Origin of the sequence: Paracoccus sp. (in: a-proteobacteria) (assembly GCF_030538655.1) — a bacterium.
GTDB lineage: Bacteria > Pseudomonadota > Alphaproteobacteria > Rhodobacterales > Rhodobacteraceae > Paracoccus.
On the sequence record NZ_JAUNTO010000037.1, the window covers coordinates 1 to 13,860 of the forward strand.

Here is a 13,860-nt window from a genome sequence, read left to right on the forward strand (position 1 = left end):
AGGGCCTCCTGGCACCTCCTGAATCATCGAACAAGGTTATAATCAATGGGTCCTGGACCTACGGCGCCAAGTATTGAGCCAGCTCACGCTTCCATGCTGGACAATCTCGTCGTCGCATCCTGGGGCATAGCGCTCGTTATACACCCGCGCCGCACGACCATCGCGAGCAAAGAGCTTGCTCGGAACGATTGCGGTTGGCTTGTCGTTGTCATCAAGGGGCATAGCGTGGGTTTCGAGGCCGTCCATTGCTCGCATTGAGATCCACGGTTGGGCGCGGCGGTTATAGACTTCATCACGAAACGCGGCATAGACGTAGCGTTCGCGTAATATGGCTGCTGCTACTCCGATTGGATCGATCCCGTCAGCAACCTCGTCATTTTCAATGATATCAAAGTCAACCAGCATCGCAGCCGCTTCGGCCTCACGCTCAGCAGTGGCAACGACATAGTAGATATGCGACAGATCGAATTTCTTTACTTCCAACTACGCGATCGCATCCGTTTTTTCCGCACCGAGGATTGCGGCTGCCACCTGTTCGGATTTAATTCCGACAGCCGCATAGCGAATTGTCTTTTCGACAATCTTCGACAGATTTGCCGGGCGGCGGGTCAGTGCCGGCAGTTTGATGTCTTGGATGCTTATATTAGTATTCCGTTCATAAATTTATTTTCCCTGGCCCTGGCCCTGAGGCACCCCCGGGGATCAACCCGGGGGCTTGTGCTCGTAGGGACGGAGCAGAGCCGTTTTTCGGCCCAAAAGGGAAATAGATCCCAGGAATAGGTTTATAAAAAAACATGACATTTTTTCGAAATTAGAAAAAGACACATAATATCCGTGCGTTTCTCCCCCCCCCGCCGTCACCATATCCGCCTGGAACACTGGAACAGACGATAGCACAGACGAAAAGTCCTGCATTCCAATCTAAGATACTGAAGTAAAAACAAAACAAGGCTTTGAAACACATGGAACAGAGGATTCCAACTCATTTCGGCAATACGTGCACATAGAGAGAATGCGTAACCTCCTTATCAATGAGCGTTTGAACGGCGTAATACCGGAAGCTGTGGAAAGTCTTTTTGCCGTCCGCCGGGATTCCCGCTTCCCGCATGGCCTTCCGCCAGCGGTAGTCGATTGAGTCGCCAAGCGTTGATAGTCGGCTTTTCCGTTTGAGCGGGAACAGGATGCCCGCCCGCCGCTCGGCCGCGTAGTCCACAAGCCCCATTTCGATTAGATGAGGATGGAAGGGGATGAACCTCGCACTTTGTCCCGTCTTGATGCCCCTATGTTCGTTGTTGTGGATGACGATGCCCGCGATGCCGTCGCGGCGCTCGATGTCGCCGCAATCAAGGCCCGCCAGTTCTTCACGTCTCGCCCCGGTGTATGCCGCCAGATGAGCAATCCACCAGAGCGGCCCCCGATCCCCGTCCGCGTTCAGGTAAGAGGTCCAAAAAAGGGCGGCGATGTCATCCGGGGTGAAGGCGTCCCGCTTGTCCTTTGCGGCCTCTTTATCGGTAATCCGCAGCAGGCCGGTATCAATCGCGGAATCAACGGGGATGCCCGCAGCCCTCGCATACCGCAGCACCTTCCCGATGTTCCTGAGGTTCTTGTTGACGGTCGCGGGCGAAAGGCCAACCGGAATCCCGGCCTTCTCGCCTCGCGGATGATGTCCTGAATCCGTTTCCGCCGGTCCGCTTCCCTTTTGCGATAGTTCGGCGGGATGTGTTCAAGAGTGTCGATGAACAACGCAAGCCCGGCTTGCGTGATGTCCTCAATCGTTTCGATGCCCGTGATTTCCGAAAACAGGGAAACGGTCCAGATGAGGTCGGCGGCGGATTCCTCGTTGATGCGTCCGCGTTTCCTGTCCTTGTCGATTCCGGTCTCCGCGATGTCCGCGATGAGAGTCCCGCCCCGCTTACGCTTGCGGGCCACGGGGGGCGCCTCTGGAGCCGTTTCAGGGGCCTCGGGGCCGGTCCGTGGGTAGAGAGGGGAGGGCCTCGGCACACGGGACACGGGGCGGCGTGGGCGTCCCGCGTTGATGATGTTGACGGTAATCGCGGGGGCGGCGATTGCGGTCGCCGCAGCCTTCGGGGCCGGGGTCACCACGGTCGCCGAGGTCGGGGCAGCCACAGCGGCCGGGGGCCGGGTAGTCGGGTTCATCAAGCGAGCAAGGTCCGCGATGTCGTCGGGCGTCCACCCGAAGCCGGGAAGGTCGGCGTCCGGGGGGCGGGGGGCGGGGGGCTTCCGCATACCATGCCCGTGCCTGTTCGTCCGTAAGCCCGTTATTTACCAGTTCTTTCGGCGTCCGGGGCCGATACCAGTAGTAAAACATTGTCCCTCCTCGCCGCAGCGCCCGCCGGGCGTTCTCTGTCCTGATGACTCGCCGGATAGCCTGACGGGCGGCGGGGATGTCCGCAAGCCCGGCCCTGACGGCCTCAAACGCCTGAACGCTCGCGGCCGTCGCGGCGGCGGAAAGGGCAAAGGCCTCGGCCCGGTCGGCGGTTGAGAGGCTGATTTGGATGAGGGTGCCGGAAACGGTTCGCCGCCACGAATAGACGCGATTCCGCCGGATGAGGTAGGAGTCCACGATGTCCATCTTAGGACATGCGGTCATAGGTCCGGGTTTGTCCGGCTATCTCATTGAAAAGAAATACTTGGCTGGGGCGGTAGGATTCGAACCTACGGTACACGGTACCAAAAACCGATGCCTTACCACTTGGCCACGCCCCAGCAGTGGAGGCGCTTTTAGCGGGGGTGATCGGGGGGTGCAAGCCCAAAATAGGACGAATTTGACAGGCTTGCTGCCACATCGTGCAAGGGCTATGCGCGGGCATGGCTGATTGGGATGTAGCGATACTGGGCGCGGGGGCCGCAGGGCTGTTTTGCGCCGGAACGGCGGTGCAACGCGGGTTGCGGGTGCTGGTGATCGACCATGCACGCGCGCCGGGGGAAAAGATTCGCATCTCGGGCGGGGGGCGGTGCAATTTCACCAATCTTGCCACTGTGCATGACAGGTTTTTGTCGGAAAACCGGCGATTCTGCGCCTCGGCACTGGCCGGGTTTCGCCCGCAGGAATTTGTCGCACTGGTGAACCGCGCCGGGATCGGCTGGCACGAAAAGACGCAGGGACAGCTTTTCTGCGACGGCAAGGCGACTCAGATCACCGATATGCTGCTGCACCGCGCGAGCGGGGTCGAGCTATGGCTGGATACCGGCATCGGCCCGGTCAACCACGGAACGGACGGGTTCCGCATCCAGACCACGCGCGGCACGGCCACTGCCGCGCGGCTGGTCGTCGCCACGGGCGGCAAATCCATCCCCAAGATGGGCGCGACCGGGCTGGCCTATGATCTGGCGCGGCAGTTCGGGTTGCGCGTGACGGAAACGCGCGCCGGGCTGGTGCCGCTGACCTTTGCCCAGCAGGATCTGGACGCCTGCCGGCCCTTGGCCGGGGTCGCAACCGAGGCGGCGATTCGCCACGGCAAGGGGGCGTTTCGGGATGCGCTGCTGTTCACGCATCGCGGGCTGTCGGGGCCGCTGATCCTGCAAATCTCGAACTATTGGCAGCCGGGGGAAAGCCTGACCATCGACCTGTCCCCCGGCCATGACATCGCCGCCGCGCTGCGCGATCAGCGCGGGCGGGCGGGCCGGATGCAGGTGGCGACGGCGCTGGCCCGCCACCTGCCCGAACGGCTGGCACAGGCTATCGCAACCGACACCGGCCTTGCCGCCGCCCGTCTGGCCGATCAGCCGAACACCGCGCTGGACCGTCTGGCCGCGCGCATCCACCGCTGGCAGATCACGCCGGTCGGGACCGAGGGCTATCGCACCGCCGAAGTCACCCTTGGCGGCATCGACACCCGCGATCTGGATGCGAAAACCATGCAGGCCCGCGCCGTGCCGGGGCTGTTTTTCATCGGCGAGGCGGTGGATGTCACCGGCTGGCTGGGCGGGTATAATTTTCAGTGGGCCTGGGCCTCGGGCCATGCCTGCGGACAAGCTTTGTAATCACAAATCCGCATCGGGCAGCGGGCGCACGCCATAGCTCCGATGCGCGTCGCGTATCAGATCAGCCTCACTGCGGTTCGGGAAAAAAGAATAGCTGGGCGCCAGGATCGGCGAGACGCGCGCGATCTGCACGCAGATCACATGCCGGATCGGGAACAGTCCGCCGGTCATTTCCTCCAGCGGCGCGGCCATGGTGGGAAAATCAGGGTCGCTGGCAGGGATGATGGTCACGGCTCCCTCCAGCTTTTGCCCGCGCTGACGAAAGATGTCGATCATGCTGACGCAGACCGCCGGGTTTTCCCGGATATTGCGGACGCTGCGGGCCGAGGCGATGTCGGCGATGACATACAGGTTCGGGTCCAGCCGGGCGTGAATTTCCTTGGGCGAGACATTCGGCCTGCCGCGACCATCCACGGTCGCCAGCCAGCACAGGATCAGCCGATCCGGGGCGTCATTCATCCGCCAGCGCCCGTTCCAGTTGCGGCAGGAAACGCTGGGTATAATCGTCGCGGATCAGCGGGCCGGCGTGGCGATACAGCACCCGGCCTTCGCCATCCAGAATAAAGGTCTCGGGCGGGGCGGTGACGCCCCATTCGATGGCCCCGCGCCCGTTCGGGTCGGTCGCCAAGGCGTGGAACGGATCGCCGTCCTGTTCCAGAAAACGCAGAGCGTTCGCCTGAGGGTCTTTCAGGTCGATGCCATAGACGGGGATGGTCTTGGCCAGTTCGGTCAGCGTCGGGTGTTCGGCACGGCACGGCGGGCACCAGCTGGCCCAGAAATTCACCAGCTTGACACCGGGTTGGCGCAGCATCTCATCCGTCAGTTGCACCTTGCCGGGCAAAGTCGTCTGCGGCACCTCAGGCGCGGGCTGGCCGATAAAGGTGGACGGCAGCGCATTGGGATCATCACGGCCCATCCCCCACAGAAACAAGGCCGCCAGCCCGGCAAAGATCGCGGGCGGCAACAGCATCATCGGCGAAACCTTAGCCATTGCGGTTCTCCTGCGCATCCAGTGCCGCACGGGCGCGGGCATTGGCGGCAACCGTCTGCCACACGATCCCGATCAACAGCGCGACGGACACACCATAAGCGGCCAGCACGGTGGTGGCATATTTGCCCAGTTCAATCATCAATAACGCGCCTCCCGCGCTTGCAGGGCCGCCAGACGGCGGCGGCGAATCTCGGTTCGGGTGCGGATCAGCAACAGGGTGACGAACAGCAGGAAAAAGCCCAGCATGGTCAGATACAAGGGGTAGCGGTAAACCGCGCTCATCCGCTCACCGGGGGCGACCGACAGGCTGGCCCCCTGATGCAGCCCCTGGTTCCAGAAGTTCACGGCATAGCGCGACAACAGCGCAAAGACCGAACCGACAAGGCACAGAACCCCGGTCAGATCGGCGGCGCTGTCGGGGTCTTCGACGGCGGACCACAGCGCCATATAGCCGACATAGAACAGGAACAGGATCAGGAACGAGGTCAGGCGCGGGTCCCATTCCCACCATGTCCCCCACATCGGCTGGCCCCAGATCGCCCCGGTGGCCAGCGCGATCAGCGTCATCACCGCGCCGATGGGGGCGGCAGCCTTGGCAGCCAGCGCGCTGACGTGATGGCGGCGGATAATCCAGATCAGCGAGGCGACCAGCATCATCACCCAGATATTGATCGCCATCATGGCTGCGGGGACATGCAGAAAGATGATCTTGACGGTCGAGCCTTGCTTGTAATCCTCGGGCGTCAGAAAGCCCCAGATCAGCCCGCCAGCCACCGAAACGGCGGCAGCGAGGGCAACCCATGGCAGCACCACATCGGATGTGCGCATGAACTTGACGGGGTTGGCGTATTCCCAGATCGACATGTCAATTCCCTACCGTGCGGACCGGGGCAGCTCAAGCCTCGCTCACTTCAGATTGACCCGCAGCGCGGCGGCTGCGGCGAAAGGTATCAGCGCCAGGCTGGCGGCGGTGATGCCACCCAGAAACGCCAGCGGCGTGGCGATCAGCCCGCCTTCGGCCCCGCGCCGGATCACCTCGGCACCAAAGATCAGCGTCGGGATATACAGCGGCAGGACCAGCAGTGACAACAGCAAGCCGCCGCGCCGCAGGCCCACCGTCACCGCCGCCCCGAACGCCCCCAGCATCGACAGGGCCGGGGTGCCGACCAGCATCGAAATCACCAGTGGCACCACCGCCTGCGCGGGCAGATGCAGCAGCACCCCGAACAGCGGCGCAGCCAGCACCAGCGGCAGGCCGGTGGTCAGCCAATGCGCCAAAGCCTTGATGGCCACGACTCCTTCCAGCGGGATCGGCGCGGTGGCCAGAAGATCAAGGCTGCCGTCTTCGTGATCCAGCGCAAAGATACGGTCCAGCGACAGCAGGCAGGCCAGCAGCGCACCGACCCACAGAATGCCTGGCGCAATCAGCGACAAGGTGCCGCCCTGCGGTCCGACACCAAAAGGAACCAGCGTGCAAAGGATCAGAAAGAAGGCCAGCCCAAGACCGAAACCGCCGCCAGCCCGCGTCGCAAGAATAAGGTCGCGACGTAAAAGGGCGATCATGGCGCTGCCTGCAAGGTCAAATGCGGATTTGGACAAACAGGAAACGGCAGGCGCTTGCTGTTTGCATAAATACGCATGAAAGCGGCCATCACGCAAACGCCTCGTTAAAGCCGGCGGGCGCGGCGGTGCGACCGGGGCGGGCGCGGAACGGGCCAAGGTCCAGCACGCGGGCATCGGGCAGGCCAAGGTCGATATGGGTCGCCATCAGCGCCGCCCCGCCCTGCCCCAGATGGCGGCGCACAGCATTGGCAAACAGCGCCACCGAATCGGCATCCAGCGATACGGTCGGTTCATCCAGAACCCATAGCGGGCGGCCGGTCACGATCAGCCGCGCCAGCCCCAGCCGCCGTTTTTGCCCGGCCGACAGGCTGCCTGCCGGACGGTCAGTCAGCCCGGACAGGTTCATCGCCGCCACAGCATCGTCGGTATAGCCGGACCCGAATGTCCGCGCCCAGAAAGACAGGTTCTCGTGGACCGTCAGCATTGATTTCAGCCCGTCGGAATGCGCGGCATAGGCCACGGCGTCGGGCGGCATCTCGATCGTGCCTTCGACCGGGGGCTGCAACCCGGCAACCGTCCGCAGCAGCGTGGTTTTGCCGATGCCGTTCGGGCCGCGCAGGATCAGCGCCTCGCCCGCTGACAGGGCAAAGTTGACGCCTTCGACCGCGCGCATCCCGCCACGGGCGACGGTCAGGCCGGTGACGCGCAGCACGCTCATACCGGGATCAGCGCGCAGGCGACACGGCGACCCTCGGACAGAGTGACGTTATAGGTGCGGGCGGCCGATGGCGTGATCATCGTTTCGACCATGACGCCCGCCGCCTCCAATCGTTGCACCAGATCACGCGGCGCGGCGGCGATCTGCGCACCGATGCCCAGAAACAGCACATCCACCTGTCCCGCCAGCCCCGTCAGCGGCGCGTCGTCATCCAGTCCGCCCCACGGCTGCACGCCGCCGCCTGTCACCAGAACCGGCCCGTTCAGCACCTGCCCATCGACACGAAAGAACCCCGGCCCATAGCCTTCGACCGGAACGGTTCCCTGATAGTCGGTGGGCTGGATCTGCATCAGGGCGCGTCCCTGAATTTGGCCGCGCCATCCTCGACCGGCTTTTTCGACCAGTCACGCTTGACGCCGGTCCACAGCACAATGTTCTTGGCGACATAGATGGTGGAATAGCACCCTACCGTCACCCCCCACAGCATCGCGAAGACAAAGCCACGGATCACGTCGCCCCCCAGCACGATCAGCGCGATCAGCGCGATTGCGGTTGTCACAGCCGTCATCACCGTGCGCGACAGGGTTTCGTTCACCGTCAGGTTCATCAGGTCGATCAGCGGCGTGGTTTTGTATTTAATCAGGTTTTCCCGCAGCCGATCGAACACCACCACAGTATCGTTCACCGAATAGCCCAGGATCGTCAGCAGCGCGGCGATGGTTGTCAGATCGAACCTGATCTGGAACAGCGAAAACAGCCCCACCGTCAACAGCACGTCATGGACCAGCGCCACCACAGCGCCGATGGCGAACTGCCATTCAAAGCGCATCCAGATATAGATCAGGATACCGATAGTCGCCGCGCCCACTGCCTTGAAGGCGGTCATGATCAGCTCATCCGAGACTTTGGGACCGACCGATTCCACGGCGGTAAAGCGCACATCCGGGTCCACCTCTTTCAGGGTGGCCTCGATGGTATTCAGTTCCTCGGGTGTGACCGATCCGGTCTCGTTCGTGGTGCCGATGCGGATCTGCGCCACATGGCGGTCGGGGCCAAAGGTGGGATCGAACACCTCGGTGATGGCGACATCGCCCAGATCCAGCCCGCTGAGCGCCTGCCGGTATTCCCCTATATCAAAGGCGGTGTTGCTTTCGGCGCGGATCGTGGTGCCGCCGCGAAAGTCGATGCCAAAGTTCAGCCCCATGGTCAGCGTCACGATCACCGAGGCAACCATCAGCACGGCAGACAGACCAAAGGTCAGCCACTGCCAACGGAAAAAGTTGATATGCGTGACTTCGGGGACAATCTTGAGACGAAAGGCCATCAGTGTTTCCCCTTACAGGATCAGTTCTTTGGGACGGCGGCGTTCCAGCCAGATCACGATCAGCAGGCGCGTCAGGAAGATCGCCGTAAAGACCGAGGTGGCAAGCCCGATGGTCAGCGTCACGGCAAAGCCCTTGACCGGACCGGACCCCAGGAAAAACATCACCATACCGGCAATGAACGTCGTGACGTTGGCGTCGATGATCGCGCTCATCGCCTCGCTGAAACCGTTGCTGATCGCACTGGCGACCCGTTTTCCGGCGCGTAACTCTTCGCGGATACGTTCAAAGATGATGACGTTGGCATCAACGGCCATACCCACGGTCAGCACGATCCCGGCGATCCCCGGCATGGTCAGCGTGGCCCCCATCAGCGACATCACCGCCAGGATCATCACCACGTTCACGACCAGCGCGACCGAGGCGAACACCCCGAACAGGCCATAGCTGGCAATCACATAGGCGATCACGCCGACGGTGCCGACGATGGCACCAAGGCGCCCGGCCTCGATACTGTCGCGGCCCAGTTCGGGGCCGATGGTGCGTTCTTCCAGAAAGGTCATCTGCGCGGGCAGCGCACCGGCACGCAGCAGCACGGCAAGGCGGTTGGCCTCGTCATAGTTCATGCTGCCGGAAATCTGCCCCGAACCGCCAGTAATCGCCTGCCGGATCACCGGCGCGGAAATCACCTGACCGTCCAGCACAATGGCGAAGGGCTGGCCGACATTGGCCGCCGTATAAGAGCCAAAGGCCCGCGCGCCCTGCGGGTTGAACCGGAAATCGACCGAAGGCGCGCCGTTCTGGTCAGTGCCCGGCATGGCGTCGGTCAACTGCTCACCCGTTACGACAGGTGTTTCTTCCAGCATATAGAAAAAGTTCGGATTTTCCGCATCCGGTGCGATCATATTGCCCGGACCGGGGCGGGCAGCAGGATCAACGCCGGTGCCGATCACCGGGTTGAAGGTCAGCTTGGCCGTGGTCCCGATCAGTGCCTTGAGTTCCTCGGCAGATCCGATGCCCGGCACCTGAATCACGATGCGGTTTTCGCCCTGCCGGGTGATGGTGGGTTCGCGGGTACCCACCTCGTCCACACGGCGGCGCACGATCTCAAGGCTTTGCTGGATGGTGCGGTCGTCGGTCAGCCGCTTTTCGGCATCGGACAGCTGCACGGTCAGGACATTGCCCTGCGCCGTGATCGCCAGATCGGTCTGCCCTGCCCCGGTCAGCGAGGCGACGGGGTTGGCCAGCGTCCGCGCCGCCGCGACTGCCGCCTGAATCTGTGCCGCATTTTCAACCTCGACACGCAGAATGCCATCGGGCGCGGGCACGCGGCGGATGCCGCCGATGGTGGCCCGCTGTTCGGTCAGGACACGCCGCAGTTCCGGCCACAGCGAATCCATGCGCGACTTATACACCTCGTCGGTGTGAACCTCGCCCAGCAGATGCGCCCCGCCGCGCAGGTCCAGCCCAAGGCTGACCAGCCCGCGCGGCAACCAGCGGGGCCAGCCCGCCAGCGCGGCCTGTTCTTCGGGTGTCGAGGCGCCCCCGGCCCGTTCAATCGCCACAGCGGCGTCGTTGCGCGCCTCGACCCGGCTGTAAAACAGGTTCGGCGCGGCAAAGAGAAACCCAAGCGCGCAAATGCCAAAAATGACGATGCGCTTCCAGCGGTCGATCTGAAGCATGACGGGCGGTGCCCCTTACCTGAATCAGCTGTTGGCAGCGACCGGAGCAGTCCGGTTCACGACCTGAGAAATCGTCGAGCGCACCACGCGCACCTTGACGCCGGTCGCGATCTCGACCTCAAGTTCGTCGTCGCGCACGGATGTAACCTTGCCGACCAGGCCGCCCGCAGTCACCACCTGATCGCCTTTTTTCAGCGTCGCCACCATGTCGCGATGTTCGCGCAGCCGCTTTTGCTGGGGGCGGATCATCAGGAAATACATGATGACAAAAATCAGGATCAGCGGAATGAACTGCGCGAAGGCAGCGCCGGCGCCGCCCTGACCTGCGGCCTGAGCATAAGCGGGGGTGACGAACATATACGGTCCTTTCGGTGTGGCTTGGGACGCGGCCCGCACGGCACGGCCCCCAACAGAATCCGCGCGGACCCTAAACGCGGCGCGCGGCAATGGCAAGGAAACCCCGCGTCTGTCACCCGGACGTGACAGATCGCGCATCCGGTGGACTTGGTGCGGGCGCTGTGGCAGGCATCAGGCGGGCAACAAGGGGCATCAGATGACCGAACAGACCGAAGCACAGCGCCAGATCCAGCGGCTGATCGGCATCATGGCCGATCTGCGCGACCCCGACCAAGGCTGCCCTTGGGACATCGAACAGGATTTCGCCTCGATCGCGCCCTATACCATCGAAGAAGCCTACGAGGTCGCCGACGCCATCGACCGGCAGGCATGGGACGAACTGCCCGGCGAGTTGGGCGATCTGCTGTTGCAGGTGGTGTTTCACGCACAGATGGCGGCAGAACAGAACATGTTCGACTTTGCCGATTGCGCACGGGCCATTTCAGACAAGCTGATCGCGCGGCACCCGCATATTTACGGCGATCAGTCACGCGACAAATCCGCCGCCCAGCAGGTCAAGGATTGGGAAACCATCAAGGCTGCTGAACGCGCCTCTGGCCCGGCCAAGGGGGTGCTTGACGGCGTGGCCATGGGCCTGCCCGCCCTGACCCGCGCGGTGAAATTGCAAAACCGCGCGGCGCGCGTGGGCTTTGACTGGCCCGGCGCGGCGGATGTGCTGGAAAAGATTTCAGAAGAAACCGCCGAGCTGGTCGAGGCGCGCGACAGCCTTGGCCCCGACGCGCTGGCCGAGGAATTCGGCGATTTGCTATTCGTGATGGCCAATCTGGCCCGGCATCTGGAGGTTGACCCCGAACAGGCCCTGCGGGCAGCGAATGCCAAATTCACCCGCCGCTTTGCCGCGATAGAATCGGCGCTTGCCGCACAGGGGCGCCGCCCTCAGGACAGTGATCTGGCCGAAATGGACGCGCTGTGGAACGCGGCCAAGGCAGCCGAGCGCGCCTAGATCAGCGCCTTGCGCAGCATGTTCAGCGCCACCAGCATCAGAAAGAACGCAAAATAGCGTTTCAGCCGCACCGGGTCGGTGCGATGCGCCAGTGCCGCCCCCCATGGCGCGGTGATCAGCGTCATGGCAATGGTCAGGCCAAAGGCCAGCAGGTTCACCGAGCCCAGCGTCAGCGGTGGCGCATGATCTATCGGCATGAACAGAAACAACAGCACCGAGGGCACCGCGATCAGCACACCAAAGCCCGCCGCCGTTGCCACCGCCTGATGGATCGCCCGCCCGTGCAAGGTCATCAGCGGCACACCGATCGACCCGCCACCGATCCCCAGCAGCACCGATGCAAAGCCGGTGAACAACCCGAATCCGGCGCGGGGCACCCCGACCGGCATCTGCGCGGCCAGCCGCCACCCCGGCCTGGACACCGCCATATAGGTCGCGATCACGAACACCAGCACCCCAAAGATCAGCACCAGTGTTTGCGTGCGCAGCGCCGATACCGTCAGCGCCCCGACCAGTGCGCCGATCACAATGCCTGGTGCCCAGCCCTTCAACACGCTCCAATCCACCGCCCCCTTGCGATCATGCGCCAGCACCGAGCGGATCGACGTAACGATGATCGTCGCCAGCGAGGTCGCCAGGCACATCTGCATCAGTTGCGGCCCGTCATAGCCCGCCTCGGTGAAGATATAGACATAGGCGGGCACCAGAATGATACCGCCACCCACACCCAGCAATCCGGCCAGCACGCCGGCAAAGGCGCCGGTCACGATCAGGGTCAGAACGGGCAGGATCAGGTCGGTCATTACGGTCTCCTTGAGGCTGGCGCTGTCCTAGACCCGTAGGGACGGCTTTGCCAGCCCTTGCCAGAGCCTTGCCGTTCCGGGTGAGCGGCTGCACCCCAGGCTGCGGATTTGTGCAAACAGGACGCACAGGGCGGTTTTCCGCAGACCACGGGGGCAGCTTTACAGCGTGGGCGCATCGGTTAGCGTGACGGCGGCCAGCGCGGCGTCATAGACCTCGATCCCGCCTTTCGACGCGCCTTCTGACAGGGTGCGCTTCCAGATGCGCGCGCCGGGCAGACCGTGGAACAGGCCCAGCATGTGCCGGGTGATCTGATGCAGCCGCCCGCCCGCCGTCAGATGCGCCGCAATCCGGGGCCGCATCGCCTGCGCCACCTGCGCGGGGCGGGCAAAGGGCGGCGCGTCGCCCCACAGCGCATCCGCCGCGCCCAGAATATCCCAGGGCTGATGATAGGCCGCGCGCCCGATCATCACCCCGTCCATCACCGCCAGATGAGCGCGCGCCTGATCCAGACTGCTGATCCCGCCGTTAACCGACAGATGCAGATCTGGAAATACCGCCTTCATCGCATGAACCAGCGGATAATCCAGCGGCGGGATCTCGCGGTTTTCGCGTGGCGACAGCCCTTGCAACCATGCTTTGCGGGCGTGGATCGTCAACCGCCGCACGCCCGCCGCCCGCATGGTTTCCAGAAATGCGGGCAGCACGTCATCGGGAATCTGGTCGTCCACACCGATGCGGCATTTCACGGTGATTTCGGCCCGGCTGACCGCCTGCATCGCCGCCACGCAATCAGCCACCAGCGCCGGGTCTTTCATCAGCACCGCGCCGAAACAGCCCGACTGCACCCGGTCGCTGGGGCAACCGACGTTCAGGTTAATTTCATCATAGCCCCAATCCTGCGCGATCCGCGCAGCCTCGCGCAGCTGCGCCGGGTCTGATCCGCCCAGTTGCAGCGCCAGAGGGTGTTCAGCGGCGTCGTAATCCAAGAGCCGCCCCCGATCACCATGAATCACCGCCGGGGCCGTGACCATTTCAGTATACAGCAAGACCCGGCGCGACATCAGCCGGTGAAAGCCACGGCACAGCCGGTCGGTCCAGTCCATCATCGGTGCAATGGCAAGGGGCAGCGGTTGATTTACATTCATTTTTTCATTACTTTCAATTCGTTGACACAGCTTGCCCCTGCCCCGGACTACGCCTTGGCATCCCCGAACTTTTCCTTCGACAACAACTCATTGCACATATAGAGCATACGAAAATGGCATCCATCACCCGCCTTCCATCCGGCACCTGCCAGGTCCAGATCACACAAAAGGGCCGCTACGCAAACGATACATTCTTGCGCCACGATGAGGCCTGACTGTTTAGTCCCAGCATGTGATGGGTTGGATCAACAGTGAATCTTTCTGGCTCTC

Annotated in this window: 16 protein-coding genes and 1 tRNA gene; 2 read left to right on the forward strand and 15 right to left on the reverse strand. The window is 63.1% G+C overall.

Annotated features, from left to right (window positions below; translation table 11 throughout):
- Positions 1 to 42: 42 nt before the first annotated feature.
- From Q4G22_RS15180 to Q4G22_RS15190, 3 genes are all read right to left on the reverse strand, one after another.
- Positions 43 to 483 carry a hypothetical protein gene (locus tag Q4G22_RS15180; RefSeq protein ID WP_303386729.1) on the reverse strand — a complete coding sequence of 147 codons (441 nt, stop codon included), beginning with the start codon at positions 481 to 483 and terminating at the stop codon, positions 43 to 45.
- Positions 484 to 982: 499 nt separating this feature from the next.
- Entirely contained in the window at positions 983 to 1,582 is a 600-nt protein-coding gene (locus Q4G22_RS15185; RefSeq protein ID WP_303386730.1) for a tyrosine-type recombinase/integrase, read from the reverse strand.
- A 1,070-nt stretch (positions 1,583 to 2,652) separates the two neighbouring features.
- A tRNA-Gln gene (locus tag Q4G22_RS15190) sits at positions 2,653 to 2,727 on the reverse strand.
- A 102-nt stretch (positions 2,728 to 2,829) separates the two neighbouring features.
- Between Q4G22_RS15190 and Q4G22_RS15195 the strand changes: the two genes are divergently transcribed.
- On the forward strand, positions 2,830 to 4,005 hold the full coding sequence (locus Q4G22_RS15195) for an NAD(P)/FAD-dependent oxidoreductase (protein ID WP_303386731.1): 1,176 nt from the start codon (positions 2,830 to 2,832) through the stop codon (positions 4,003 to 4,005).
- Here the strand turns inward: Q4G22_RS15195 and Q4G22_RS15200 are convergent, their stop codons facing one another.
- The 10 genes from Q4G22_RS15200 to yajC all read right to left on the reverse strand — a co-directional run bounded on the left by Q4G22_RS15200 (position 4,006) and on the right by yajC (position 10,638).
- Positions 4,006 to 4,464: a pyridoxamine 5'-phosphate oxidase family protein gene (locus Q4G22_RS15200; protein WP_303386732.1), complete on the reverse strand. Its 459-nt coding sequence runs from the start codon at positions 4,462 to 4,464 to the stop codon at positions 4,006 to 4,008.
- Positions 4,457 to 4,996, reverse strand: coding sequence for a DsbE family thiol:disulfide interchange protein (locus Q4G22_RS15205; RefSeq protein ID WP_303386733.1), 540 nt, complete (start codon positions 4,994 to 4,996; stop codon positions 4,457 to 4,459). The genes Q4G22_RS15200 and Q4G22_RS15205 overlap by 8 nt, the downstream gene beginning before the upstream one ends.
- The gene (ccmD, locus tag Q4G22_RS15210; protein WP_303386734.1) at positions 4,989 to 5,135 is read right to left on the reverse strand and encodes a heme exporter protein CcmD; all 147 of its coding nucleotides are present in this window, start codon (positions 5,133 to 5,135) and stop codon (positions 4,989 to 4,991) included. The genes Q4G22_RS15205 and ccmD overlap by 8 nt, the downstream gene beginning before the upstream one ends.
- Complete coding sequence (locus tag Q4G22_RS15215; protein ID WP_303386735.1) at positions 5,135 to 5,860, reverse strand: heme ABC transporter permease; 726 nt, start codon at positions 5,858 to 5,860, stop codon at positions 5,135 to 5,137. Before Q4G22_RS15215 ends, ccmD begins: the two co-directional genes overlap by 1 nt.
- 42 nt (positions 5,861 to 5,902) lie before the next feature.
- A complete protein-coding gene (gene ccmB / locus Q4G22_RS15220; RefSeq protein WP_303386736.1) occupies positions 5,903 to 6,559 on the reverse strand; it encodes a heme exporter protein CcmB in 657 nt (218 codons plus the stop codon).
- A gap of 88 nt (positions 6,560 to 6,647) precedes the next feature.
- Positions 6,648 to 7,277 (reverse strand): heme ABC exporter ATP-binding protein CcmA, encoded by a 630-nt coding sequence (ccmA, locus tag Q4G22_RS15225; RefSeq protein ID WP_303386737.1) that lies wholly within the window; start codon positions 7,275 to 7,277, stop codon positions 6,648 to 6,650.
- Complete coding sequence (locus tag Q4G22_RS15230; protein WP_303386738.1) at positions 7,274 to 7,627, reverse strand: Mth938-like domain-containing protein; 354 nt, start codon at positions 7,625 to 7,627, stop codon at positions 7,274 to 7,276. The genes ccmA and Q4G22_RS15230 overlap by 4 nt, the downstream gene beginning before the upstream one ends.
- On the reverse strand, positions 7,627 to 8,601 hold the full coding sequence (secF, locus tag Q4G22_RS15235) for a protein translocase subunit SecF (RefSeq protein WP_303386739.1): 975 nt from the start codon (positions 8,599 to 8,601) through the stop codon (positions 7,627 to 7,629). Before secF ends, Q4G22_RS15230 begins: the two co-directional genes overlap by 1 nt.
- Positions 8,602 to 8,613: 12 nt before the next feature.
- Positions 8,614 to 10,281, reverse strand: a complete 1,668-nt coding sequence (secD, locus tag Q4G22_RS15240) for a protein translocase subunit SecD (RefSeq protein ID WP_303386740.1) — start codon at positions 10,279 to 10,281, stop codon at positions 8,614 to 8,616.
- 24 nt (positions 10,282 to 10,305) lie between these two features.
- Entirely contained in the window at positions 10,306 to 10,638 is a 333-nt protein-coding gene (gene yajC, locus Q4G22_RS15245) for a preprotein translocase subunit YajC (RefSeq protein ID WP_303359881.1), read from the reverse strand.
- A gap of 196 nt (positions 10,639 to 10,834) precedes the next feature.
- Here yajC and mazG point away from each other — a divergent pair, with 196 nt between their 5' ends.
- Positions 10,835 to 11,641 carry a nucleoside triphosphate pyrophosphohydrolase gene (gene mazG / locus Q4G22_RS15250; protein ID WP_303386741.1) on the forward strand — a complete coding sequence of 269 codons (807 nt, stop codon included), beginning with the start codon at positions 10,835 to 10,837 and terminating at the stop codon, positions 11,639 to 11,641.
- Here the strand turns inward: mazG and Q4G22_RS15255 are convergent.
- Both Q4G22_RS15255 and dusA read right to left on the reverse strand, forming a co-directional pair.
- Positions 11,638 to 12,444 carry a sulfite exporter TauE/SafE family protein gene (locus tag Q4G22_RS15255; protein ID WP_303386742.1) on the reverse strand — a complete coding sequence of 269 codons (807 nt, stop codon included), beginning with the start codon at positions 12,442 to 12,444 and terminating at the stop codon, positions 11,638 to 11,640. The genes mazG and Q4G22_RS15255 overlap by 4 nt on opposite strands.
- Positions 12,445 to 12,603: 159 nt before the next feature.
- Positions 12,604 to 13,590 (reverse strand): tRNA dihydrouridine(20/20a) synthase DusA, encoded by a 987-nt coding sequence (dusA, locus tag Q4G22_RS15260; RefSeq protein WP_303386743.1) that lies wholly within the window; start codon positions 13,588 to 13,590, stop codon positions 12,604 to 12,606.
- Between the last annotated feature and the right edge of the window lie 270 nt (positions 13,591 to 13,860).